Source organism: Burkholderia sp. 4NA327C6 (assembly GCF_005502655.1).
Taxonomy (GTDB): Bacteria; Pseudomonadota; Gammaproteobacteria; order Burkholderiales; family Burkholderiaceae; genus Burkholderia; species Burkholderia contaminans.
Genome location: NZ_SCNZ01000008.1, coordinates 150,044 through 174,382, shown reverse-complemented (window position 1 = coordinate 174,382; position 24,339 = coordinate 150,044). Strand labels below are relative to the sequence as shown.

Genomic DNA, 24,339 nt, shown 5'->3' with positions numbered 1-24,339 from the left:
GCGCATTTTTCAAACCGAAAATCAAACTCTGTAGTTTTTTTGGTTAATTTAAAGTCACTACACTCGCTTTCTATACGGTGAAGGACAGCCGATTGTCACCGATCTGAGCGTAGACATCGACCGTCCGGTTCTGGCCGCATGGCGCCACTACCGCATCGCAACGTACGGAAAAACAGGGAAACCCCGTAATCCGACGACATTTGCAAGCACTAACCGCCCAACGAGGCAACGGACCACCGCTCATCACTCAGCCACCGCCGACGATCTGCTCAAGGTCAACTTCGGTCAGGGTTTCTCATTCCCTTGCCTGGCGCCGCTGGCCGCGGCAATGCGGCTTTGCGCGGCGACGAGTTGGTCATCCGTAGTCGCTACCAGCCACAGACGTGCCTGCTCCTCGATTTGGCGGTTGTGATCCTTCAACGGGCCCATCGCGGTAGCGGCCTTCCAGACGACAGGGGCGATTCGGCTTTTCCTGCCTGACGGCGCGCCCACCAGCAGGCAGTAAGGCCCCAGCGGGAGCGATACAAACGGAAGTGCCGGGCTGGCACGCACGCGCCAGTCGATGAAGGGCGTGTCGCCGATAAGCAGCGGCATGGGCAAGCCGTAAAGCACACTGAAATCGTACAGCGCCAGTTGCTCCCGCATGCCGGCGTAAATTCGCCGGATGTCGTCGACAACCGCCGCGCGTATCTCGTCATCGAACATGGGTTCCTGCGCGTATCGGGCAAACGCCTTGCGAGCCGCCCATTGATATGCGCTGAACAGGCCAATCTCCACGCAGTCCTGCACCGCGCGCTGGACATCCGCTACGGAACCGGCTTCCTCCGGCGTACCCAACTGCGCGGCCCGCAAAAACCGGGCAAGTCCAGCCTCATGGATCGCAGGCCCCTCCGCCGATGCATCGTCTTCAGCGCCCTTGCCAAGGGGCACATAGATATATTTCTCGGCCGCAAAATGCGACTTCTTGCCCTCGTCAAACCTGATTTCGCCATCTACGCAGTCGAGATAGCGAGTCCCGATTCGACCATGCTCCCAAACCCAGTTTTTCAGGAGCGGACGTAGTGGATGCAGTCTGTCGTGATCGGTCATGGAAGCCTCCAGGTTGCCCAGTATAGTTCCAGGTTGTCGATTGTTCGTGGAGGACATGGCGATCAATCGATCCACTACCGCCGTTGGAGCAAGGTTCAGTGCCAAGCTGACCTTCGAACGTCCAACTGCATGCACCGGCGAAGGTCCTCAGACAGTCGCACTGACGGGCTGTCACTACGCGCTTTGGTAACGGACTGCGCAAGCGGGCGCCCCGGGCTGCCCTTTACTCTCTTGACGCGGCGTCAGGAGCCGTTCAAGCAGATCGGCGCTGTCCAGTTGCGCAATCCACCAGTTCAAAGCGTTCCCCACCTTGTCCTCGCGCCAAGCGAGGTAGCCATTCGTGAACTCGCGCACACCCACGATGCGACGCGCGACCAGCCTGCCTTCGTGTATCGGTTCTTTCGCTACGAGATCGGGCAGCATCCCGACAGCGATACCTTCGCACAGTGCTTGCAGTTTAGCTGCGAGCGTCGGCACGATGATCAGAGGCTGTCCGTCACGGGTGGCCACAGATTGCGGTTGCAGTTCGCGAGAAGTGTCACTGATGACGACACCCCGATATCTTGCGATCGTTTCGCTCTCCAACGGCTCGGGCATGCGGGCGAGTGGATGATCCGGTGCCACGACAAAAACGTGCCGGATGGTTCCGATTGGCCGGGCCGCAATATTGGCGGCATGCGGCGGCTCGCCGAACGCCCCTATCGCGAGATCGGCACGCCGCGTAACCAGGGCATCCCACACGCCCCCAAGCACCTCGGTGGAAAGACTGAGCTGGGTATTCATCTCCAGGTCGTAGAAGGCATGGACATACGGCCATAAGGACTGGATCGGCAAGATTGCATCGACGCATAGTCGAAGCTCCGATTCCCAACTGTCTCGAATACCTTTTGCTTTGACCTCCAGGCGTCGAGCCGCGTCTAAAAGTCGACGCCCGTCTTCCACAACAGCACGCCCCGCTTCCGTGAGTCTCGCCCGTCTGCCGCTGCGATCGAACAGCTCGACATTCATGTCGCTTTCCAGCTTTTGCACGAGGTAAGTGAGCGTGGACGGAACTCTATGCAACAACTCGGCCGCATCGGCGAATGTACCGGTCCGGTCAATTGCATCCAAAACTTCGAGAACTTCAAATGACAGCTTGGTCGCCATACAGCATCCTTAGATACTTCTATCGTTCACAGGCTTTGCCGCAGCAACGCTTCCATACGGTTGCCCAACCTTTCGGGACTTGCTCGGATGCTGATCAGTTGGACAAAGGCGATGTCGTCCCTGCACCGGATGCGTCTCCCGGATGCTCTCGTTGACGAAGCCTTCAGCCACTCAATGGTCATTGCGGCAAGAGTCTAAGGTACACGCTGCCGTTTGTCTGCTCGTGGCGTGACGCACAGTTAGCCAGGCGCACGATTCTGCTCGCGTCAATTTCGTTGTCGCCCCGTCAGTGCAACCACGGGCTGTTTATCGGTAGCGGCGAGCGGCGGCCGAGTCGCATTCCGGGTCAAGCGCCACGGCATCGATCGGTGTCCGGTGCGCGTGTTCCAGGACGATCGGACACGCCCACATTCGCGCCTTCGCGTACAGCGCGTGGCGTGCCGCGACGGATACGATTGGCACACGTATGTGCCTTGGCAGGGTACAGCCGACGTTCAAATGGCTGCTTGAGAGCGATTGCCTACGGCTGTCGATGAACAAATGCCACCCAACGCATTCGACTGCCCCCACCCCGAAGAAAACACCAGCCATTCCCAAACCGAGCCTTTTGGCCCCCTTGACGACACCAGCTTGCCCCCCGCGCCTACCGGCTACGCAACGCCTGAGCCAGCGCGTCGCCCGCAGCCAGAATATGCGCGGACAGCGCCGCACACGCGGCGTCCACGTCACCATCGCGTATCGCCTGAACGATGTCCCGATGCTCGTCGTTCGAGCGATGCTGCCAGTCGAGTTGCTGCCACGTCGCGTACAGATGCCGTGAGCTGGCCCGATGCATGTCGCCGATTGCGTCGAGGAGCCGCGGCATCCCGCACCGCGCGGTCAATGCGCGATGAAACCTGAGGTTCAGCGTGCCGAGCACGGCGATACCGCGCGCCGCTGACTCCTGATCGAGGATCGCATCGAGCTCCTCCAGCGCACGTGCGTCGAGAGCGGGAATCGCCTCGCGCAGCGCCAGCGCCTCGAAAGCAGCGCGCATCTTTGCCATTTCAAGCACGTCCGCCGGCTCGAGCGGCGCCGCCCGCACGCCCCTTCGCGGTTCCACCACGGCCAGCCCTTGCGCTTCCAGCCGTCTGAACGCCTCGCGTACCGGCACATGGCTCGCGCCGAATTCGGCGGCGATGTGGTCCTGACGCAGCCACTCCCCCGGCGCGATGACGCCCGAGATGATTCGATCCGCCAATGCGCCAGCGATCCGATCAGCCAGCGAGCGATCTTCCTTGACTCCGAAATCCATTCCGACCACCATGCATATATTATCTATTAAATTGTAACAAAGCCGGAGGCTCGATGCGCCACCACCGTCCTGCGCGTCTGCAGCACATTGCCGGCATCGGGGTCGATCGCATGGGTTCGATCGCCGATCATGCCGACGTCGACCTGTTGCGACTCGAAAATCTCGATACCGACATCCCGCCCACTGCAGAGGCGCTCGCCTTCACCCGAGCGGCAATCGAGCGCGACTCGGCCAACTCCTATTTGCCATTCGTCGGTCAAAATCGGCTGCGCGCGAGCGCCGCCGCCCACGTGTCGGCGCTTTCGGGGCAGCGCTTTACGGCCGACCAGGTGGTGGTGTCGGCGGGCGGGCTCTCCGGCATTCTGAACACGCTGCTTGCCACCGTCGAGACTGGCGACGAAGTGATCGTCACCGATCCGACGTACGCGGGCCTGCTGAACCGCGTCCGCCTGGCCGGCGGCGTGCCGCGGCAAGTCCCGTTCGCCTTCACGCCGGGCGGCGAATGGAAGCTGGACCAGGCCGCGCTGCGGGCGGCAATCGGCCCGAAAACGCGGGCCATGCTGCTGATGTCTCCGTCGATGCCTTCGGGCGGTGTCTTCGACGCGTCCGACTGGCAACTGATCGCGAGCCTGTGTGTACGGAACGATCTGCTGCTGATCCTCGACAGTGCGATGGAGCGGCTGCTGTTCGATGGACGCACGGTCATCCATCCCGCCGGCCTGCCCGGCATGGCCGAGCGGACGGTGACGGTCGGCGCGGCGTCGAAGGAACTGCGCATGATCGGCTGGCGGGTAGGCTGGATCGTCGCGCCGGAATGGCTGATTCCCGATCTGGTGGCGGTGTCGCTCGCCAATGTCGTGGTACCGGTCGGCATTGCCCAGGAAGCTACGGCGGTTGCGCTCGAACATTCCGCGTCCGATCTGCCCGGCTACGTGAGCGAACTCGAAAGGCGACGTGACACGATCGCCGCCGAACTGTCCGGGCTCCCGTTCGGCATGCCGGCGGGCGGCTGGTCGATGCTGCTGCGTGTCTCCGACTTCGGCCTGACCGGATCGCAGATGTCGGAGCGGTTGCTGAGCCGCGGCGTATGTGCGACGGCGATGACCGGATGCGGCGTCGCACACGGCGAGCAGTATGTCCGTTTCGTGTTCTCGAACGAGCCGGTCGAACGGTTGCGCACGCTCGGAAACAAGGTGCGCCTCGCTCTGGAGGACGCATGACGGCCGCTCACGAGAAAGCCGAGTACTGCGCCGAGCGTCCGTGGCTCGAGTTACCCCGCATGTCGCGCGGGATGGTCGAACGAACTCACGCGAGATCGTGTTTTTGCCGAAAGTCTCGCTTGTGACGATGCACGTGCCGTAAGACATCCGAGGCCGGACAGCGCGATGCCCGGCCCCGGCCGACCGTCACATCGGCCGAACGCCCTACCGCCCTGCCGGCGGCTGCAGGATGTCGCGCGGAATCGCCGCGATCAGCACGCAGCTGACCAGCAGGCACGCGCCCAGCGCATAGGTGCCGTTGTTGATGTCGCCGGTCACCTGCTTGGCGACGCCGGTGATCATCGAGCCCGTGAACCCGGACAGGTTGCCCACCGAGTTGATCAGCGCAATGCCGGCCGCCGCGGCCGTGCCGGAGAGGATCTGTCCCGGAAAGGTCCAGTAGATCGGCATCAGCGCGAGGATGCCGCACGTCGCGATGGTCAGGAATACGATCGACAGCGCGACGTTGTGCGCCAACGCCGCGCTCGCGATCAGGCCGACCCCGCCGATCAGCGCGGGAATCGCCGCGTGCAGGCGGCGCTCGCCGGTCTTGCGCGAGTGCGACGCGTTCCACACCATCGCGAAGATTGCCGTCAGGTACGGAATGGCGGTCAGGACACCGATATGCAGCGGGCTCTGCACGCCCGACGCGCGAATGATCGACGGCAGCCAGAACGCCAGCCCGTAGAAGCCGGTATTGAACGTGAGCAGGATGAAGGTGAGCAGCCAGACGCGCGGGCTGCGCAGCGCGGCGCCGATGCTGTGCGACTTGTGCGCGGCTTCGGTGTCGAGGTTGCGCGCCAGCCGCGCCTTTTCGTCGCCGGACAGCCACTTCGCCGACTGCGGGCCGTCGCCGAGGCACGCGAGCACGATGAACGCCACCACGATCGACGGCAGCCCTTCGAGCAGCAGCATCCATTGCCAGCCGCTCATGCCCGACAGCCCGTGCGTGTGCTCCATCAGCCAGCCGGACACCACGCTGCCGAGCGTCAGGCTCAGCGGGATCGCGACCAGGAAGCCCGACATGGCCACGCTCTGGCGGCGCGCCGGAAACCAGTAATTCATGTACAGGATGACGCCCGGAAAGAAGCCGGCTTCGCACAGGCCGAGCAGGAAGCGCAATGCATAGAACATCGTGGACGTCTGCACGTGGAAGAACTGCGCGAGCGGCACGATGAACGCCATCGACGACGACACGATGCCCCACGTGATCATGATCCGCGCGATCCAGAAGCGCGCGCCGTAGCGGTGCAGCAACAGGTTGCTGGGCATCTCGAACAGGAAATAGCCCCAGAAGAAAATGCTGGCGCCGAGCGCATAGACGCCGTCGCTCAAGCTCAGGTCGTCGAGCATCTGCAGCTTCGCAAAGCCCACGTTCACGCGATCCAGGTAGGCCACGACATAACAGAGCAGCAGCAACGGCAGGATGCGCCGCATCACCTTGCGATACAGGGCGTCGTCGGATGAATCGGCCGCGGCCGGGGCGGCAGCGGCCTGCGTAATGGATGGCATCGGTCTGTCTCCTGATTGTGTAGGTCTTCTTCGTACCGGCGGGTTCTTCGACACATTGATGTTACCGATAACATTCCGTGGCAAAAAAAACGCCGACGAGGCAGCGGGGAGCAATCGGCACACTGATACCGGTAACGAATCGGAAGGTAGCACGCAGCAACATGCGCGTACAAGCGCCGGCGAACGCGTGGTTTCCCTAGTACGCGCATCGCCGCGAAGAGGCGGCGCGGCACGCATGAACGCGGATGCGGCACCGGTATGATGTAGCCTTTCCAGCTTTCGTCCGATCGCGATTCCGATGCCCAGTCCCACCGCCGTCCGGCCTGCCGGGCCGCCCCGCATGTCCGACGTAGCACGCCTCGCCGGCGTATCGAAGATGACGGTGTCGCGCGTGCTCGCCGGCCACAGCGTGGCCGCCGAGACGCGCGCGCGGGTCTGCGCGGCGATCGACCAGCTCGGCTACGTGGCGGACGCGGCCGCGGGCGCGCTGTCGTCGGGGCGTTCGGAATTCGTCGCGGTGCTGGTGCCGTCGCTGTCGAGCTCCAACTTCTCCGACACCGTGCGCGGCCTGACCGACGCGCTCGAACCCGAAGGTCTCCAGCTGCTGCTCGGCGACACCGACTACGATCTCGAACGCGAGGAACGGCTCGTGCGCTCGATGTTGCGGCACCAGCCGCGCTGCATCGCGCTGACGGGGGCGCAGCACACCGATGCGACACGCAAGGTGCTCGAACGCTCGGCGATTCCGGTGGTCGAGATGTGGGACCTGCCCACGCATCCGATCGACACCGCCGTCGGCTTCTCGAACGTGCGCGCCGCCCGGGCGATGGTGCGCCACCTGGCCGAGCGCGGCTACCGGCGCATCGGTTTTCTGGGCGGCGCGAGCGAGCTGGATCGGCGCGGCCTCGACCGGCTCAAGGGATACCAGGCGGAGATCAAGGCGCTGAAACTCGGTGAGCCGCGCATCGTGCGGCTGGGCGAATCGCCGATCACGATGGGCCATGGCGGGCCCGCGATGGCCGCGCTGCTCGAACAATGGCCGGATACCGATGCGGTGATGTGCGTGAGCGACATGTCCGCGTTCGGCGCGATCATGGAATGCCACCGGCGCGGGCTGTCCGTGCCCGCGGACATGGCCGTGGCCGGATTCGGGAATTTCGAAGTGGCCGCATGCTGCCACCCGGCCATCACGACCGTGTCGGTCGATGCGTACGGCATCGGGCGACGCACGGGCGAAGCGTTGCTGGCCGCGCTGCAGGCGCGCGACGGCGGCGAGCGCACCGAGCCGCAAAGCATCCGCATCGACTATACGATCGTCGCGCGCGAAAGCGCGTGATGCGCTGACGGTCGCGGCGGGGCGGCGCATCGGCGGGCCGCGATGCACGCAACCACGCCCCGCCCCCTGCCCTCGCGCCGCCCGTCTCGCACGACACACCCTTCCTCCGCACAAAAAACCCGTGCTAACATCCAGACGATGTTACCGGTAACTATCCGGTGCGCCAGAACGAAAAGCCCCTTCGGAGACAGCCCGCCATGTCACACACGCCTCGCCGCCTGCGCAGCCAGGAATGGTTCGACGATCCCGCGCATGCCGACATGACCGCGCTCTATGTCGAGCGCTTCATGAACTACGGATTGACGCGCGAGGAGTTGCAGTCGGGCCGCCCCGTGATCGGCATTGCGCAGACGGGCAGCGACCTCGCGCCGTGCAACCGCCACCACATCGAACTGGCCGAGCGCACGAAGGCGGGCATCCGCGATGCGGGCGGCATTCCGATGGAATTCCCCGTGCATCCGCTGGCCGAGCAAAGCCGCCGGCCGACCGCCGCGCTCGACCGCAACCTCGCGTACCTCGGGCTGGTGGAAGTGCTGCACGGCTTTCCGCTGGACGGCGTGGTGCTCACCACCGGCTGCGACAAGACCACGCCCGCCTGCCTGATGGCAGCCGCGACCGTCGACATGCCGGCGATCGTGCTGTCGGGCGGGCCGATGCTCGACGGCTGGCACGACGGCAAGCGCGTCGGCTCGGGCACGGTGATCTGGCATGCGCGCAACCTGCTCGCCGCCGGCGAGATCGACTACGAAGGCTTCATGCAGCTGACCACGGCTTCGTCGCCGTCGATCGGCCATTGCAACACGATGGGCACCGCGCTGTCGATGAACAGCCTGGCCGAGGCGCTCGGCATGTCGTTGCCGGGCTGCGCGAGCATCCCCGCCGCGTACCGCGAGCGCGGCCAGATGGCGTACGCCACCGGCAAGCGCGCGGTCGAGCTGGTGCGCGAAGACGTGCGCCCGTCGGCGATCATGACGCGCGCGGCGTTCGAGAATGCGATCGTCGTCGCGTCCGCGCTCGGCGCATCGACCAACTGCCCGCCGCACCTGATCGCGATCGCGCGCCACATGGGCGTCGAACTGGGCCTGGACGATTGGCAGCGCCTCGGCGAGGCCGTGCCGCTGCTCGTCAACTGCATGCCGGCCGGCGAGTACCTCGGCGAGAGCTTCCACCGCGCCGGCGGCGTGCCCGCGGTACTGCGCCAGCTCGATGCGGCCGGCCTGCTGCGGCGCGACTGCGCGACCGTGTCCGGCCGCGCGATCGGCGAGATCGCCGACACCGCGCCCGACGCCGACCGCGACGTGATCCGCACGCCCGACGCACCGCTCAAGCATGGCGCGGGCTTCATGGTGCTGTCGGGCAACTTCTTCGACAGCGCGATCATGAAGATGTCGGTGGTCGGTGAAGCGTTCCGCCGGACCTATCTGGCCGAGCCGGGCGCGGAGAACACGTTCGAGGCGCGCGCGATCGTGTTCGAAGGCCCCGAGGACTACCACGCGCGCATCAACGATCCCGCGCTGAACATCGACGAGCGCTGCATCCTCGTGATTCGCGGCTGCGGCACGGTCGGCTACCCGGGCAGCGCGGAAGTCGTCAACATGGCGCCGCCGGCCGAACTCGTGAAGCGCGGCGTAACCTCGCTGCCCTGCATGGGCGACGGGCGCCAGAGCGGTACGTCGGCCAGCCCGTCGATCCTGAACATGTCGCCCGAGGCGGCGGTCGGCGGCGGCCTGGCGCTGCTGCGCACGAACGACCGCATTCGCGTGGACCTGAATCGCCGCAGCGTCGACGTGCTCGTGGACGAGGATGAACTCGCGCGCCGTCGCGAGACGGCGAGCTTCACGGTGCCGCAGGCGCAGACGCCGTGGCAGGCACTCTATCGCCAGTTCGTCGGCCAGCTGTCCACCGGCGGCTGCCTCGAGCCCGCCACGCTGTACCTGAAGGTGATCGAACAACGCGGCAACCCGCGCCATTCGCACTGACCCTCCCTGCCCACGACCCTTGCCGAGCTGACCATGCGTACTCTTTCCGTTTCCGACTGCCTGCCGCACGACCTGGCGCAAGCGCTGCTGATCGGCCGTGTGTGGCGGCACGACGGCGCCCATGCGGGCCCGAGCGTCGTTGCCGTGCGCGACGGCGAAGTGATCGACATCACGCGCACCGTACCGACCACCGCGGACCTGTTCGACCGCCCCGACGCGGCCGCCATCGCCCGCACGGCGCCCGGCGAATCGCTCGGCCGCGTCGAGCCGCTGCTGCAGGCGGCGCTCGACGGCACGCGCGGCGCGACCCACCTGCTCGCGCCGTGCGACGTGCAGGCCGTCAAGGCATGCGGCGTCACCTTCGCCGTCAGCCTGATCGAGCGCGTGATCGAGGAACAGGCCGGCGGCGACCCCGTGAAAGCAGCGGACGTGCGCGCGACCATCGCGGCCACCATCGGCACCGATCTGTCGAAGATCGTGCCGGGCTCGGACGCCGCGATGCGGCTGAAGGCGGAACTCGAGCGCCGCGGCGCGTGGTCGCAATACATGGAAGTCGGCATCGGCCCCGATGCCGAGGTGTTCTCGAAGGCGCAGCCGATGTCGGCGGTGGGCTTCGGCGCGGACGTGGGGCTGCTGCCGGTATCGGTATGGAACAACCCCGAGCCGGAGATCGTCCTCGCGGTTTCCAGCGACGGCAGGCCGGTGGGCGCGACGCTCGGCAACGACGTGAACCTGCGCGACATCGAAGGCCGTTCGGCGCTGCTGCTCGGCAAATGCAAGGACAACAACGGCTCGTGCGCGATCGGCCCGTTCGTGCGGCTGTTCGATGGGGGCTTCACGCTGGACAGCGTGCGCGAGGCCAGCGTGTCGCTGCACGTCGAAGGCGCGGACGACGGCTTCGTCCTCGACGGCATCAGCCACATGCGCGAGATCAGCCGCGACCCGGCCGACCTCGTCGCGCAGACCTGCGGCGCGCATCACCAGTATCCGGACGGCTTCATGCTGTTCCTCGGCACGATGTTTTCGCCGATCCAGGACCGCGACGCGCCTGGCGGCGGATTCACGCATCACCTCGGCGACCGCGTCACGATCTCCACGCCCGCGCTCGGCGCACTCGTCAACACCGTGCGGCTGTGCACCGAGATCGCGCCTTGGACCTTCGGCGTGCGCGCGCTGTATGCCAATCTGGCCGCACGCGGCCTGCTTGCGCCGTAAGGCCCGCAGGCTCGACGCCCCCCATCGACATCGACGCGCGGCGGATCGACGGCCAGGCCGCACGCTCACGCACGCGGTTGCGATCGAGGGTGGCGCGAATGCGTGCCGCGCCGATGCGGCCGCCCGGCGAAATCATGCAAAATACGCCCCATCTGAGATGGGGAGACGCGCCCGTGGGGATCAACTTCGACTTGAACGACTTGCAGGCGTTTCGCGCGGTCGTGGAAACGGGCAGTTTCCGCAAGGCCGCGGAATCGGTCAGCATTTCCCAGCCCGCGTTGAGTCGCCGGATCGACAAGCTCGAGGAAGCGCTCGGCGTGCGCCTGTTCGAGCGCACCACGCGTCGCGTCGCGCTCACCACGGTCGGCCGCGTGTTCGCCCAGAGCGCCGAACAGCTGCTCGACGATCTCGATGCCGCCCTGCTCGGCATTCGCGACGTGTCGTCGAGCCGCCTGGGCCATGTGACCATCGCGTGCGTGCCCTCGGTCGCCTACTACTTTCTGCCGGCCATCATCGCGCGCTATCATCAGCGCTTTCCGCGCATCCGGGTCAAGCTGCTGGACGCGAGCGCGAACGAGGTGCTGGGCGCCGTCATCAGCGGCGAAGCCGATTTCGGCGTGAGCTTCATGGGCAGCCAGGAATCCGACATCGAGTTCAAGATGTTGCTCCAGGAGCGGTTCGTCGCTGCCTGCCGCCGCGACCATCCACTCGCGCGCAAGAAGCGCGTTACCTGGAACGAACTGTACGAGCACGATTACGTGTCGGTGGACAAGACTTCCGGGAACCGCCTGTTGCTCGACCAGGCGCTGGCCGCCGTGGCGCCGCGGGGGCCGAGCGTGTGCGAAGCGCGCCACGTGACGACCCTGCTCGGCTTGATCGAGGCGGGGCTCGGCGTCGCCGCGGTGCCCTCGATGGCGATGCCCGGGCACGACCACCCGATTCTCACGAGCGTGCCGCTCGTCGAGCCGGTCGTCAAACGCCGCGTGGGCATCGTCAAGCGGCGCGGACGGCCGCTCACGCCGGCCGCCGAAGCATTTCACCGGATGATCGTCGACGCGAAGCGCGACGGCATCGCGAACAGCGATGCATCGGTGTGACAACGACACAAGAGACACGAAGGAAGACCGTTCCGTGAGGTTGGCCAGGCTGCTCAAATCGCTCTACGTGCAGGTCCTGCTCGCGATGCTGCTCGGCGTGACCGTCGGTCACGTATGGCCGGACGCAGGCGCGATGTTCAAACCGCTCAGCGACGCGTTCGTCGGCCTCGTGAGGATGACCATCGCGCCGATCGTGTTCTGCACGATCGTCTCGGGCATCACGTCGCTGGCGAACGGGCAGGCAATCGGCCGCACGATCGTGCGGGCGCTCGCGCTCTTCTATCTGCTCACCGCCGTCGCGCTCGCCATCGGGCTCATCACCGCGTTCGTGTTGCAACCGGGCGCCGGCATGCACATCGACGTCCACCATCTCGATTCGCGCATCCTCGCGCCGTACGTGAGGGACGCGCAACCGAACGGGCTCGTCGCGTTCGGGCTGAGCGTGATCCCCGATACGATGCTCGGCGCGTTCGAGAAAGGCGAAGTGTTGCCGGTGCTGCTGCTGTCGCTGCTGTTCGGCTTCTCGCTGAACGCACACCCGCGGGCCGGGCGACCCGTTCTTGCACTGATCGACGGTGTCGGCCAGGTCGTCTTTCGCGTGCTCGCGATGATCATGCGGCTCGCGCCGCTCGGCGCATTCGGCGCGATGGCCTTCACGGTGGGCCGCTTCGGAATCGGCTCGATCGGCTCGCTCGCGAAGCTGATGCTGTCGTTCTACGTGGCCTGCGGGCTGTTCGTCGCACTGGTGCTCGCCCCGCTCGCGCGGCTGCACGGCTTCGCGCTGTGGCGGCTCTTGCGCTACCTGCGCGAAGAATTGCTCATCGTCCTCGCGACGTCCTCTTCGGAGCCCGTGCTGCCACGCCTGATCGTCAAGCTGGAATCGCTCGGGTGCGACAAGGGCGTCGTGGGGCTCGTGCTGCCGGCGGGTTATTCGTTCAATCTGGACGGTACCGCGATCTATCTGACGCTCGCCGCGCTGTTCATCGCGCAGGCGTGCGACGTGCCCCTTTCCGCGTCGCAGATCGCCGTGATGCTCGCCATCATGCTGCTCACGTCCAAGGGCGCGGCCGGCGTTTCCGGAAGCGGGCTGGTTGCGCTGGTCGCCACGCTTGTCGTCATGCCCGACCTGCCCGTCGCCGGTGTCGCACTGCTGGTCGGCATCGATCGCTTCATGTCCGAGGCACGTGCGCTGACGAGCGTGATCAGCAACGCGTGCGCGGTGATCTTCGTGTCGATGTGGGAAGGCGCATGCGATCGCACGCATCTTGCGCAGCGGCTTGCTGCAGGGGGGCCGGGATCCCCGAGCGGGGTCGATGCGGAACGTGCCGCCGCGGATGCCGGCGGCGACGGTGGCGGCGACGGGAAGGCGGTCTGACGCCAACCTTCCCGTCGATCAGCCTCAATGAGCGGGGACGGAATCCAGCCCGGTCGATTTCACGTCGGCCTGCACGTCGGGCGACGCGAGATAGTCGAGCAGCGCCTTCGCTTCCGCCGGATGCTGCGCGCCGACAGGGATGCCGGCTGCGAAGCGCGTGACCGACTGCAGCGATTCCGGAATCTTGCCGACGAACGTCGCGCCCTTGACCGGCAGCAGCTCGCTCACCTGCTGGAAGCCGATTTCGTAGTCGCCGTTCGCGACGACCGATGCCACCGGAATCCGCGGAATCATCTTCGCCTTCGACTTCACCTGGTCCTCGATGCCGAGCTTCCTGAACAGCTCGCGTTCGATATACACGCCGCTCGCGCTGTCCGAGTAGGCGATCGACTTCGCGTGCAGCAGCGCCTGCTTGAGACCTTCGGGGGAACCGACGTCGGGTTTCGCCGAGCCGTCGCGAACGACCACGCCGATGCGCGAATCGGCCAGCTCGACGCGCGATCCGGGGATGACCTTGCCCTGCTTGATCAGGTCGTCCAGCGCATAGCCGACCATGATGACGGCGTCGGCGGGCTCGCCGCGCGCGAGCCGGTTCGGAATCGCTTCGGGCGACTTGCCCATCGACGGGCCGAGCGCGGTAGCGAGCGTGTTACCCGTGTTGGACGCAAACCGGGGGCCGAGCAGCTTGTAGGCGGCGGTGAAGCCGCCCGAGCTCATCACGTGCAGTTCGGCGGCCTGCACGTTGGCAGCCACTGCCGTGGCAAGGACGAGCGCGGCCGCGCAAAATTTCGGGAGCAGGTTTCTCATGATCGTGGTCGTGGTCGTGAGGATTCGTAGGTGTTGGCAGGCATTCCGGATGGACCGGGCTTCAATGCGCGGGCGTCAGCGTCGCCGTGCGGCGACGATAGAGTGCGAACGTCGCAAGCAGCGCGCACACGGCGGCAAAGCTCATCCAGTAGCCCGGTGCGGCCTTGTCGCCCGTCGCGTGAATGAGCGCGGTCGAGATCGCGGGCGTGAAACCGCCGAACACGGCCGTCGCGAGGCTGTACGCGAGCGAGAAGCCCGCGACGCGCACCTGCACCGGCATCACCTCCGTGAGCGCCACGACCATTGCCCCGTTGTAGATCCCGTACATGAACGAGAGCCACAGGAGGACGAGCAGCATGTTGACGAACGACGGCGCGTGAGCAAGCAACGACAGCGCCGGGTAAGCCGTCACGACGGTGAGCACCGTCATGCCGACCAGCAACGGCCGGCGGCCGATTCTGTCGGACAGCGCACCGCCGATCGGCAGCCACACGAAGTTCGACACGCCGACGCAGAGCGTCACGAGCAGGCTGTCGGCGGTGCTCAGGTGCAGCACCGTCTTGCCGAAGGTCGGCGCGTAGACCGTGATCAGGTAGAAGCTCGTGGTGGTCATCGCGACCAGCATCATGCCGGCCACCACGACGCCCCAGTTCTGCACCAGCGTACCGAACACTTCCTTCATGCCCGGGCGATGCTTGCGCGCCTTGAACTCCTGGGTTTCCTCCAGGTTACGGCGCAGCATGAAGATGAACGGCACGATCATGCAGCCGACGAAGAACGGCACGCGCCATCCCCATGCGGCGATGGCCGACGCGCTCAGCCATTGGTTGAGCGCAAAGCCGAGGCCCGCGGCAACGACGATCGCGACCTGCTGGCTGGCGGACTGCCAGCTCGTGAAGAAGCCCTTGCGGCCGGGCGTGGCCAGCTCGGCGAGATAGACCGATACGCCGCCCAGTTCCGCGCCCGCGGAGAAGCCCTGCAGCAGCCGCCCGAGCAGCACGAGCGCGGGTGCCAGCAGGCCGATCGTCGCGTAGCCCGGCACAAACGCGATCAGGATGGTGCCGCTCGCCATGATGGACAGCGTGACGATCAGGCCCTTGCGGCGGCCGACGTCGTCGATATACGCGCCCAGCACGATGGCGCCCAGCGGCCGCATCAGGAAGCCGGCGCCGAACACGGCGAAGGTCATCATCAGCGATGCGAACTCGCTTTGCGCGGGAAAGAAAACGTTGGCGATTTGCGTGGCGTAGAAGCCGAACAGGAAGAAGTCGAACTGCTCGAGAAAATTCCCGGCGGTGACGCGGAAAACTGCGGCGGCCTTCGAACGTTCGTTCGGAAGGCTGGACGAGGGGTGCATCGGGGTGTCTCCTGAAAATCCGGAAATACGCGGGAGGGGTGGATCGATTGTCGTTTTCCGCCATGTTCGCTCGTCGCCCGGCAAACGATAAGTGCAATTTTTGGAAGGATTGATGTCGTTGGGTTATCAATCGACGTGCCGGCGGCGCATGTCGCCGCACCGCGTTCCGCGCGCGGCGAACGCCCGATGCAAGATTTTGCAGGACGAGCCAGGCGGGCTCGCACACGTTTGCGCCCTCGTGCGCGATCGCTCGCGCCCGCGGGCGGCCCTGCGGGCCTCGATTTTCTGTTAACCGTGCCGTTAACCCAGGTTTGACCCGCGCCGGCCCCACTGCCGCCGGCATCCCCTACGAGCACGAGCATGGCCGCAACCACCTCGATCGAGAAAATCGCCGACTGGGCCGGACGCAACCATCTTGTCGTCGGGGCGCTGGGCACGTTGATGTCGCTGGCGGCGCTCGGGATCAGCGCGGCGACGCTATGGATCGGGCGCAGCGAAGTGATCGACCACGCGCACGAGACGTCGCGCAACGTCGCCGCCGTCCTGGTGAGCCAGATCGCGCGCACCGTCGAAACGTCGAACAACGCGCTGGTCGCGCTCGCGTCCGATCTCGGCAAGCCCGCGGTGCGGCGCATGGATGCCGGGCTGCGGCATGATCTGCTGTTCGAGCGCACGGCCGCGCAATACGTGACCGGCATGGGCGTGACCGACCGGCACGGCCAGTTGATCGACGGATGCTGCGGCACGACCCATCGTTGGGATTTCAGCGATCGCGACTACTTCAAGGTCCATCGCGATGCCGACAACGTCGGCCTCTACGTGTCCGAGGCGTATCGCGCACGCTCGCGCGGCGGCAAGGAATCGATCGCGCTGTCGCGGCGCATCGAGCGACCGGATCATACGTTCAACGGCATCGCGGTGGTCGCCCTCGACATCGCCTATTTCGAGCAGCTCCTGTCCGGTCTCGATGTCGGGCCGAACGGGGTCAGCGCGATCCTGCGCGAGGACGGCTCGATCCTCGCGAGAAATCCGTCGTTGAACGACAACCAGATGAACCACCTGCGTCGCTCGAAAGCCTTCGACCGGATGGTGCACAGCGAATCGGGCTTCTACCCCGCTCGTTCGGTCATCGACGGCACCATGCGGCTGTATACGTACCAGCGGGTGCCGGGCACGCCGCTGATCGCCGTCGTCGCGCCGGCCGAGCGCGACGTGCTGGCGAGCATCACGCGCCTGTCGTGGACAGTCGGCGTGTCCGCCACCGTGATCAGCGCACTCTTCTGCACGGTGGTCTGGCTGCTCGCGTTTGCGCTGCGCGACAACCTGCGCAAGCAGACGCTGCTCATGGACCTCACCCGGACCGATCCGCTGACGGGCCTGTGCAACCGCCGCGCGCTCGATATCGCGCTGGGCGACGAATGGGAACGGCTGCAGCGGGGCAGCAACGGCAGCCTGTCGATCCTGTTCATCGATGCCGACCACTTCAAGCAGTACAACGACCGGCACGGCCATGCGGTGGGCGACACGGCACTGCGCTTTCTCGCCGAATGCATCCGCGCCCACACGCGGCGGCGCGGCGATCTCGCCGCGCGCTACGGCGGCGAGGAGTTCGTCGCGGTGCTGCCGGATACGGACGAAAGCGGCGCCGCGCAGGTGGCGGAGGCGATTCGCCGCGAAGTCGAACGCAACCGGCTCGACGGATTTGCGGAAACCGTTCCGGCCTTCACCGTCAGCATCGGCTGCGCGACCGGCCATCGCGCGCGCCCGCCGTCCGTGCGTGCGCTGTCGCATCAGGCGGACATGGCGCTTTATCGTGCGAAGCGCGAAGGCCGGAACCGGGTGTGTTGCGCGGAAACGGAACAACTCGCTCGCCTGGCTTGACCGGTCACGCAGCGGGTCAGCATTTTTTTCGGCGGCGGAGCATACGCAAACGATTGCCTCGGAAAATGGTCCCCAATTGTTCATGTACCAATCAGATAATAAGGAAAACTACTCGATGTCAACGAAACTGGAGTCCTCACATGAATGATCAACGATTCACGGTTCGCACGAAGCTGACCCTGGCTTTCAGTCTCCTGACGTGCATGGTTCTGCTCGTCTCCATTCTCGGCATCGTATCGCTCGGCAACGCGAACGCGGCATTCGAGAACTATGTCGACGGCATCAACGCCCGCGCGACCCTGGCGGACAAGATTCTCGCCGCGGTCGACCGGCGCGCGATCGCCGCCCGCAACCAGGTCCTGGCGAACGGGACGCGCGATGCGGACATCGAGAAGGAAGCGGCACTACGGGCGGATCGCGAAGTCGGCGCGCTGCTGGGCGAACTGACGAATGCAGTCCGCGAGGGCAGCAGCGCGACCGACAAGGCCCGCGAACTGGTTCGGCAAATCGGGGCGGTCGAGGCGCAGTACGGCCCCGTGGCGCGCGCCATCGTCGAAGCGGCGGCAAACAACCGTCGCGATCAGGCGATCACGATGATCAACGAACAGTGCCGACCGCTGCTGGCCCAGCTCGTCGCGGCCACCGATGCGTATGCGACGTTCTCGCGTACGATGGCCGCCCAACTGGTGAAGGAATCGGACGACCGTTATACGTCGCGACGACTGATGCTGATCGCGATCAGCATCGCCGCCGCCGCCGCGGCCGCGATCTCCGGCCTCTTCATCACCCGCGGCCTGCTGCGCGCGTTGGGCACGGAGCCTGCCGTGCTCAGCGAGATCGCCGGCCATATCGCCGCCGGCAACCTCGGCGCCGAATCCACGACCGGCGCCGCGCCGGCCGGCAGCGTCCTGGCTTCGATGCGCGACATGCAGGCGAACCTGATCCGCCTGATCTCGGAGGTCCGTACAGCATCGAGCAACGTCGCGACGGGCGCCGGCGAAATCGCGTCCGGCAACCAGGACCTGTCGTCCCGCACGGAACAGCAGGCCGCCTCGTTGCAGGAAACCGCGTCGAGCATGGAGCAACTGACCTCCACCGTGCGCCTGAACGCCGACAACGCGCAGCAGGCGAGCGGGCTGGCCAACAACGCATCGGAAGTCGCCCAGCGCGGCAGCACGGCGGTCGGCCTGATGGTCGACACGATGACGGACATCAGCGCCAGCTCCGCCAAAATCGCCGAGATCACCGCGATCATCGAAGGGATCGCCTTCCAGACCAACATCCTCGCGCTCAACGCGGCCGTGGAGGCCGCCCGCGCCGGCGAACAGGGCCGCGGCTTCGCCGTGGTGGCCAGCGAAGTCCGGAGTCTCGCGCAGCGCTCGTCGAGCGCCGCGAAGGAAATTCGCGAGCTGATCTCGCAATCGGTCCGGAAAGTCCAGGACGGCTCGCATATCGCCAACAACGCGGGCGAGACGATGAACCAGGTCACGCATGCGATTGCGCGCGTGACCGACATCATGGGCGAGATCGCTGCCGCGTCGAACGAGCAGAGCCGCGGCATCGAGCAGGTGAATCTGGCCATTACGCAAATGGACGAAGTCACCCAGCAGAACGCGGCGCTCGTCGAACAGGCAGCCGCCGCATCGAAGTCGCTCGAGGAACAGGGAGGCCGGCTTGCCGAGGCGGTCTCGCTGTTCCGGCTCGACACGCGGGCGGCCGGCGCATAGCCTCCCGCCGCACGCCCTCGATGGACGCATCGAATCCAGTGCCCGACATGCTCAGCATCCGGAATTAACCAGATAGTGGGAATTTTCATCGGCCACGTACGACGCGAAACAAATTCGTAACGGCCGCGTAACGATCGCTCACCACAATCCTCCATCTTCTACCATCAGGATGGAGTCTTGCATGTTTGCGTCACGAAGCCGTTTCCCGCTGCACGTTGCAGCCTTGTCGAGTGCGATCGTGCTGGCTGCCTGCGGCGGCGGCGATGATGTCGTGTCGACCGGCACGATCGCCGCGGCCGTTCCCGCGCCGCCCGCCGACCCCGGCTTCGTCGACAGCGCACCGATCCCGAGCGCGCCCGCTTTCGTCGACAACGTCGCGACCAACCAGCGCGGCGATGCGCGCTACGCGACGCTGTCGACCAACGCCGCGGTGCGCGTGTTGAGCCGCTTCCTCGATCTCTGGCAGCCGGCAACGATGCTGGTCGACGCGGGCGTGAGTGCGCCCGCGAACGGCGCATTCCCGGCCATCTCGCCGTCCACCTGCTCCGGGCTGCCGAACAGCGGCGTGTCGTGCGGCACGATCCTGAACGATGCGGTGCTGTCGGCCAACGTGCAGTACGTGATCAATGCGACGACCGCACGCACGCCGCAGCAGGCCGATGCCGCGTACTACGACGACCGGCGCGGCAAGGGTTACAGCGTGACCGACGGCATGGGCCCGCTCACCGCCGCATGGCGCACCGCGGCCCAGCAGACGACCAGCATCACCAGCGTGCCCGCCGATGCGACCACCGTGCTGTACAACGATTCCGGCAACAACGTCGGCGTCGGCAGCAGCAGCGGCAACGCCAGCTTCGGGAAGGTCGTCGACCTGCTCAACGAAATGGGCAACAACGCGTCGACCGAGCCGTCGAAGCGCTTCTTCAAATATGCGCGCCCGTACCGCTGGAGCACGAGCGTGGTGGTCGCGCCGACGCTCGTGCCGGCCGAAAGCACGACGCCCGCGACCGACGGCGGCTTCATCAGCGGCCACACGGCCGAGGCCGTGCGCGATGCGACGACGATGGCATGGCTCGTGCCGGAGCGCTTCCAGGAAATGATCAGCCGCGGCCTCGAGCTCGGCGAGAACCGGATTCTCGCCGGCATGCATTCGCCGCTCGACGTGATCGGCGGCCGCATGCTCGCGCTGGCCGTCAGCGCGGCGAACCTGACCGCGTATGCGAGCGACGCGCAGGCCGCGTACACCCAAGCCCATCAGACGCTGCAGCAACTGACGGGAACGAGCGCCACGACGTTCTCCGCATTCGCCCACTCCGGCACGACGGCCACCGACCGGTTCGCCGACTACTCGACGAACCAGGCCGCGTTCCTGCGCCGCATGACGTTCGGCTTCGGCGCGATCGAATCGACGAACGCACCGCCGGTCGTGCCGAAGGGCGCGGAGATCCTGCTGCAGACGCGCTTCCCGTACCTGAGCGCCGACCAGCGGCGTGTCGTGCTGAAGACGACCGAACTGCCGTCCGGCTATCCGGTCATGGACGATGCGGAAGGCTGGGGCCGCCTGAACCTGTTCGCGGCGGCCGACGGCTACGGCGCGTTCAACGGCAACGTGATCGTGTCGATGGATGCGTCGCAGGGCGGGCTCAATGCAGCCGACCTGTGGCGCAACGACGTCGCGGGCGCCGGCAAGCTGACGCTGCAAGGCAGCGGCACGCTGACGCTGGCGGGCAACAACAGCTACACGGGCGGCACGCAGGTGAGCGGCGGCACGCTCGCGGCCGCGTCGGCGACGGCGTTCGGCAAGGGCGACGTGTACGTCGGCTCGGGCGGCGGCGTGCAGATCGCAGCCAATGCGCCGGTGACGATCGCGACCCGCTATACGCAGCTCGACAACACGACGCTCGAACTCGACATCGACGGCAACGGCGGCGGACGCCTGCGCGTAGGCGGCCCGCTCACCGTCACGGGCGGCACGCTGCATGTGAAATTCGTGAACGGCTACACGCCGAAGGCCGGCGACACCATCGCGCTGATCGACGGCGCGGCGGCTGCCGCGAAGTTCTCGACGGTGACGGTCGACGGGTTCAAGGCAACGCCCGTTTATACCGCGACGGGCGTGTCGATCACGCTTTCGGCCGCGTAACCGGCAGCGAAGAGCGTTCCTGCAACGGCGCCGCCCGCGGGCGGCTTCGGCTTCGGGTTGGGCTACGCGAAGCGACCGGACGCTGCCATGCCGGCGCCGTCCGGGCAAGACCGCGTGCCGAAGCGCCGTTGCAGCTCGATGATCGTGGGCAGGTTGAAATCGTGGACGTCGGGCGCGGCGCCGCCCTGCCGCCGGCTGACCTCGACACAGAGTTCCAGCGCACGCGCGCGCGTCTCGGCGAGCAAGCGCAGCGCCTCGCCGAGCAAGCCCTTCTCCAGTTCCGACAGCGAGTCGTCACGATCGGTTGCGCCGATCATCGGCTCGCTCATGCTGGTTTCCATCGCGGGTTCTCCTTCGCTGTCCGATTGCGCACGCGGACGCACACCGCCTTTCCCGTCACATGACCGCGCCGCGCAGCCACGGCACGAATTCGCGTTCGCCGATGCCGTTGTCCTCGCTGCGCGATCGTCGCCCGGACGCGACGTCGAGCATCAGCCGGAACAGCCGCTCGCCCGCTTCGCCGACCGAGAGCGAACCAGCGACGATCCCGCCGCTGTCGAAATCCATGTCCGATTGCATCCGCTCGAACAGGCCGGTCGTCGTCGCGATCTTGATCGTCGGCACCGGCTTCGAGCCGAACACCGAACCGCGGCCCGTCGTGAAGCACACGAGATTCGCGCCGCCGGCGATCTGCCCGGTGGCCGACACCGGGTCGTAACCCGGCGTATCCATGAACACGAGTCCGGCTTGCCGCACCGGCTCCGCATAGTCGTAGACCGCGCGCAGCGGCGAGCGGCCGCCCTTCGACACGGCACCGAGCGATTTCTCGAGAATCGTCGTGATGCCGCCGGCGAGATTGCCGGGCGACGGGTTGTTGTTCATTTCGCCGCCGTTGTCGGCGACGTAGCGCTCCCACCACTGCAACCTGCCGAGCAGACGCTCGGCCACATCGCGCGACGCCGCCCGCGCGATCAGCAGATGCTCGGCGCCGTAGATCTCGGGCGTCTCGGACAGAATCGCGGTGCCGCCGTTGCGGACCAGCAAGTCGACGGCCGCGCCGAGCGCCGGGTTCGCGGTGATGCCCGAGTAGCCGTCGGAGCCGCCGCATTGCAGGCCGACCGTCAGCCGCGACGCCGGCACGGCGCTGCGACGCGCGCCGTCGGCCGCCTCCACCAACTCGCGTACGATCGACACGCCTTTGGCCACGGTATCGCGCACGCCGCCCTCATCCTGGATCACCAGCGTGCGTACGGTGCCGGGCGCTGCCGCGTCGAGCCGTTGCGCGAGCGCGCCGACCTGGTTGACCTCGCAGCCGAGGCCGACGAGCAGCACGCCGGCGAAATTCGGGTTGCGCGCATAGCCGACGAGCGTGCGCCGCAGCAGCTCGATGCCGTCGCCGGTCGCCGACATGCCGCAACCGCTCTGATGGGTGATCGCGACGACGCCGTCGACGTGGCCGAACGCATCGAGCGCGCCGTGCCGGTATGCATCGGCGATCGCATGACAGACGCTCGCCGAACAGTTGACGCTGGCGATCACGCCGACGAAGTTGCGGGTCCCCACGCTGCCGTCGGGCCGCACGAAGCCGTCGAAGGTATCGCGGCGATCCGTCTCGACCTCATGCGCGTCGCCAACCGGCCCGTCGTCGTGCGCATGCCGGTCGGGCATCCCGACGTTGTGCACGTGCACGTGCTCGCCCGCGGCGATGTCGCGCAGCGCAACGCCGATCGGCTGCCCGCATTTGACGATCGCGTCGCCGCGCGCGATCGGCGCGGTGGCGACCTTGTGGCCGGCCGGTATCGCGTCCGTCGGCCGCAGCGGTGCGCCGTGCACGTCGATCGGCACGTCGGGCGCCAGCGCGTCGAGTGCGACGGCGACGTTGTCGTTGCCGTGAAGGATCACGATTGCCGGTTGCGTCACGATGCCTCTCTCCCTGTCGTTGCGATGCCGGCTGCCGCAGCGCCGGCCGCCGGTTCATGGCGGGCGACGAGCTGCCGCAACCGCGGTTGTTCGGCCGGCAGCGCCAGCGAATCGGCGAGTGCGAGCAGCGGCTCGATCCGCCGCGCCACCTTGTCGCGATGGTTGACCGCGATATCGGCGATGCGATGCGCGAGAAACGGATTGAGCAAGCGCTCGCGCACGCTGTCGACGTAGCGTTCGGCCGTTTCGCGCAAGCCCAGCGCCACGAACACCGGCGCGACTTCATCGCGCCACACGGCTTCGAGACCGTCGCGCAGCCGCGCGTCGTTCATCGCGTCCAGCACCGTTTCCGCTGTGTCGCGCCCGGCCGCGAGCCACTGCTCCGCGAGCCAGCTGTGCCCGAGATTGAGGAAGAACAGCTTCAGGCGCTCGTGGCTGCGCAAATCGTCGGTGACGACGATCTGCGCGTGCCCGCACGGCAGCGTCATGCCGGCACGTCGTTCGATCGCCCATAGCGCGTAAGGCTCCGCGATCGCGCCGACCGGATGAAGCGGCTCCGACACGATGCGATCGACGAGCGAGTTGACCCACACGCAGCGGTTGCCCAGATAGTCGGCGAAAGCGTCGGGCAGCCGCCACTGGCGTGCGAGGCCCATCACGATGTCGCGCAGCGTGTCGCCGTTGTTCGTCACCAGTTCGCAAGGCAGGATGGAAACGCCGTCATCGGGCCGCACCTGCCAGCGCGCATGCAGCAGCGCGAGCAGCTTCGCCGGAAAACCATGCGGTGCGTGCTCCGGCTGGGCCGGCAGGTTTGCGGCGTCGCGCGGATCGGCGCGATAGCCTGCGTCGCCGGTGTTCGATACGATCACGCGCACCGTCTCGATCGCGGCGTCGCGTATTTCCGCCCAGTCGCGCTCGGCGTCCCACGCGCGCTGCACGGCGTGGCATTCGACGACTTCGTCGACCACGCCGCCGCGCTCGCGCCCGCGAATCCGCACCGGATAGCGGCCGGTGGCACGCAACGCGTCGATGCGCGCGCGGCTGGCCGGATTGCCGGTCGTCTGCACGATGCCGATGCCGCCGATCGCGTTGCCGTCGTCCAGCGCCTGGGAGACGAACAGGTCGACGTGCGCGAGCAGGAAACGGCTCGTGCCGAACTGCAGGATCGGCGGCGTCATCGCGTGCGCTCCGCGTGGCGGACT

General features: G+C 66.6%; 18 protein-coding genes. 9 read left to right on the top strand and 9 right to left on the bottom strand.

Annotation, left to right across the window (positions count from 1 at the left end):
- Positions 1 to 285: 285 nt before the first annotated feature.
- From FFS49_RS11275 to FFS49_RS11265, 3 genes are all read right to left on the bottom strand, one after another.
- Positions 286 to 1,089 (bottom strand): hypothetical protein, encoded by an 804-nt coding sequence (locus FFS49_RS11275; RefSeq protein WP_105815621.1) that lies wholly within the window; start codon positions 1,087 to 1,089, stop codon positions 286 to 288.
- A 174-nt stretch (positions 1,090 to 1,263) separates the two neighbouring features.
- Positions 1,264 to 2,235 (bottom strand): LysR family transcriptional regulator, encoded by a 972-nt coding sequence (locus FFS49_RS11270; protein ID WP_105815620.1) that lies wholly within the window; start codon positions 2,233 to 2,235, stop codon positions 1,264 to 1,266.
- Positions 2,236 to 2,878: 643 nt separating this feature from the next.
- Complete coding sequence (locus tag FFS49_RS11265) at positions 2,879 to 3,529, bottom strand: GntR family transcriptional regulator (protein WP_224755699.1); 651 nt, start codon at positions 3,527 to 3,529, stop codon at positions 2,879 to 2,881.
- Between the two features lie 53 nt (positions 3,530 to 3,582).
- Here FFS49_RS11265 and FFS49_RS11260 point away from each other — a divergent pair, with 53 nt between their 5' ends.
- Complete coding sequence (locus tag FFS49_RS11260) at positions 3,583 to 4,749, top strand: pyridoxal phosphate-dependent aminotransferase (RefSeq protein ID WP_105815618.1); 1,167 nt, start codon at positions 3,583 to 3,585, stop codon at positions 4,747 to 4,749.
- 204 nt (positions 4,750 to 4,953) lie between these two features.
- Here FFS49_RS11260 and FFS49_RS11255 read toward each other — a convergent pair whose 3' ends face one another.
- Positions 4,954 to 6,300 (bottom strand): MFS transporter, encoded by a 1,347-nt coding sequence (locus FFS49_RS11255; protein ID WP_105815617.1) that lies wholly within the window; start codon positions 6,298 to 6,300, stop codon positions 4,954 to 4,956.
- Between the two features lie 298 nt (positions 6,301 to 6,598).
- Between FFS49_RS11255 and FFS49_RS11250 the strand changes: the two genes are divergently transcribed.
- The 5 genes from FFS49_RS11250 to dctA all read left to right on the top strand — a co-directional run bounded on the left by FFS49_RS11250 (position 6,599) and on the right by dctA (position 13,302).
- Positions 6,599 to 7,636 carry a LacI family DNA-binding transcriptional regulator gene (locus FFS49_RS11250; protein ID WP_171026753.1) on the top strand — a complete coding sequence of 346 codons (1,038 nt, stop codon included), beginning with the start codon at positions 6,599 to 6,601 and terminating at the stop codon, positions 7,634 to 7,636.
- A gap of 197 nt (positions 7,637 to 7,833) precedes the next feature.
- A complete protein-coding gene (locus FFS49_RS11245) occupies positions 7,834 to 9,615 on the top strand; it encodes an IlvD/Edd family dehydratase (protein WP_105815615.1) in 1,782 nt (593 codons plus the stop codon).
- A gap of 33 nt (positions 9,616 to 9,648) precedes the next feature.
- Positions 9,649 to 10,830 (top strand): fumarylacetoacetate hydrolase family protein, encoded by a 1,182-nt coding sequence (locus FFS49_RS11240; protein ID WP_039356105.1) that lies wholly within the window; start codon positions 9,649 to 9,651, stop codon positions 10,828 to 10,830.
- 173 nt (positions 10,831 to 11,003) lie between these two features.
- The gene (locus FFS49_RS11235) at positions 11,004 to 11,927 is read left to right on the top strand and encodes a LysR family transcriptional regulator (protein ID WP_039356228.1); all 924 of its coding nucleotides are present in this window, start codon (positions 11,004 to 11,006) and stop codon (positions 11,925 to 11,927) included.
- Between the two features lie 34 nt (positions 11,928 to 11,961).
- Positions 11,962 to 13,302 (top strand): C4-dicarboxylate transporter DctA, encoded by a 1,341-nt coding sequence (dctA, locus tag FFS49_RS11230; protein ID WP_105815614.1) that lies wholly within the window; start codon positions 11,962 to 11,964, stop codon positions 13,300 to 13,302.
- A 24-nt stretch (positions 13,303 to 13,326) separates the two neighbouring features.
- Here dctA and FFS49_RS11225 read toward each other — a convergent pair whose 3' ends face one another.
- Together FFS49_RS11225 and FFS49_RS11220 are read right to left on the bottom strand one after the other, a co-directional pair.
- Positions 13,327 to 14,109 (bottom strand): substrate-binding domain-containing protein, encoded by a 783-nt coding sequence (locus FFS49_RS11225; RefSeq protein ID WP_039356100.1) that lies wholly within the window; start codon positions 14,107 to 14,109, stop codon positions 13,327 to 13,329.
- A 61-nt stretch (positions 14,110 to 14,170) separates the two neighbouring features.
- On the bottom strand, positions 14,171 to 15,466 hold the full coding sequence (locus FFS49_RS11220) for an MFS transporter (RefSeq protein WP_039356098.1): 1,296 nt from the start codon (positions 15,464 to 15,466) through the stop codon (positions 14,171 to 14,173).
- Between the two features lie 360 nt (positions 15,467 to 15,826).
- On the opposite strand from FFS49_RS11220, the gene FFS49_RS11215 reads away from it, so the two are divergent.
- The 3 genes from FFS49_RS11215 (at position 15,827) to FFS49_RS11205 (ending at position 21,217) form a co-directional block, all read left to right on the top strand.
- Positions 15,827 to 17,347, top strand: coding sequence for a sensor domain-containing diguanylate cyclase (locus FFS49_RS11215; RefSeq protein ID WP_105815613.1), 1,521 nt, complete (start codon positions 15,827 to 15,829; stop codon positions 17,345 to 17,347).
- A 140-nt stretch (positions 17,348 to 17,487) separates the two neighbouring features.
- Positions 17,488 to 19,074, top strand: coding sequence for a methyl-accepting chemotaxis protein (locus FFS49_RS11210; RefSeq protein ID WP_105815612.1), 1,587 nt, complete (start codon positions 17,488 to 17,490; stop codon positions 19,072 to 19,074).
- 181 nt (positions 19,075 to 19,255) lie between these two features.
- Entirely contained in the window at positions 19,256 to 21,217 is a 1,962-nt protein-coding gene (locus tag FFS49_RS11205) for a phosphatase PAP2 family protein (RefSeq protein ID WP_105815611.1), read from the top strand.
- A 62-nt stretch (positions 21,218 to 21,279) separates the two neighbouring features.
- On the opposite strand, the gene FFS49_RS11200 is transcribed toward FFS49_RS11205, so the two are convergent.
- The 3 genes from FFS49_RS11200 to FFS49_RS11190 form a co-directional block, all read right to left on the bottom strand.
- Positions 21,280 to 21,546, bottom strand: a complete 267-nt coding sequence (locus FFS49_RS11200; RefSeq protein WP_224755701.1) for a hypothetical protein — start codon at positions 21,544 to 21,546, stop codon at positions 21,280 to 21,282.
- Positions 21,547 to 21,613: 67 nt separating this feature from the next.
- Positions 21,614 to 23,137: an altronate dehydratase family protein gene (locus FFS49_RS11195; protein ID WP_105815609.1), complete on the bottom strand. Its 1,524-nt coding sequence runs from the start codon at positions 23,135 to 23,137 to the stop codon at positions 21,614 to 21,616.
- Complete coding sequence (locus FFS49_RS11190) at positions 23,134 to 24,315, bottom strand: D-mannonate oxidoreductase (protein ID WP_105815608.1); 1,182 nt, start codon at positions 24,313 to 24,315, stop codon at positions 23,134 to 23,136. Before FFS49_RS11190 ends, FFS49_RS11195 begins: the two co-directional genes overlap by 4 nt.
- Between the last annotated feature and the right edge of the window lie 24 nt (positions 24,316 to 24,339).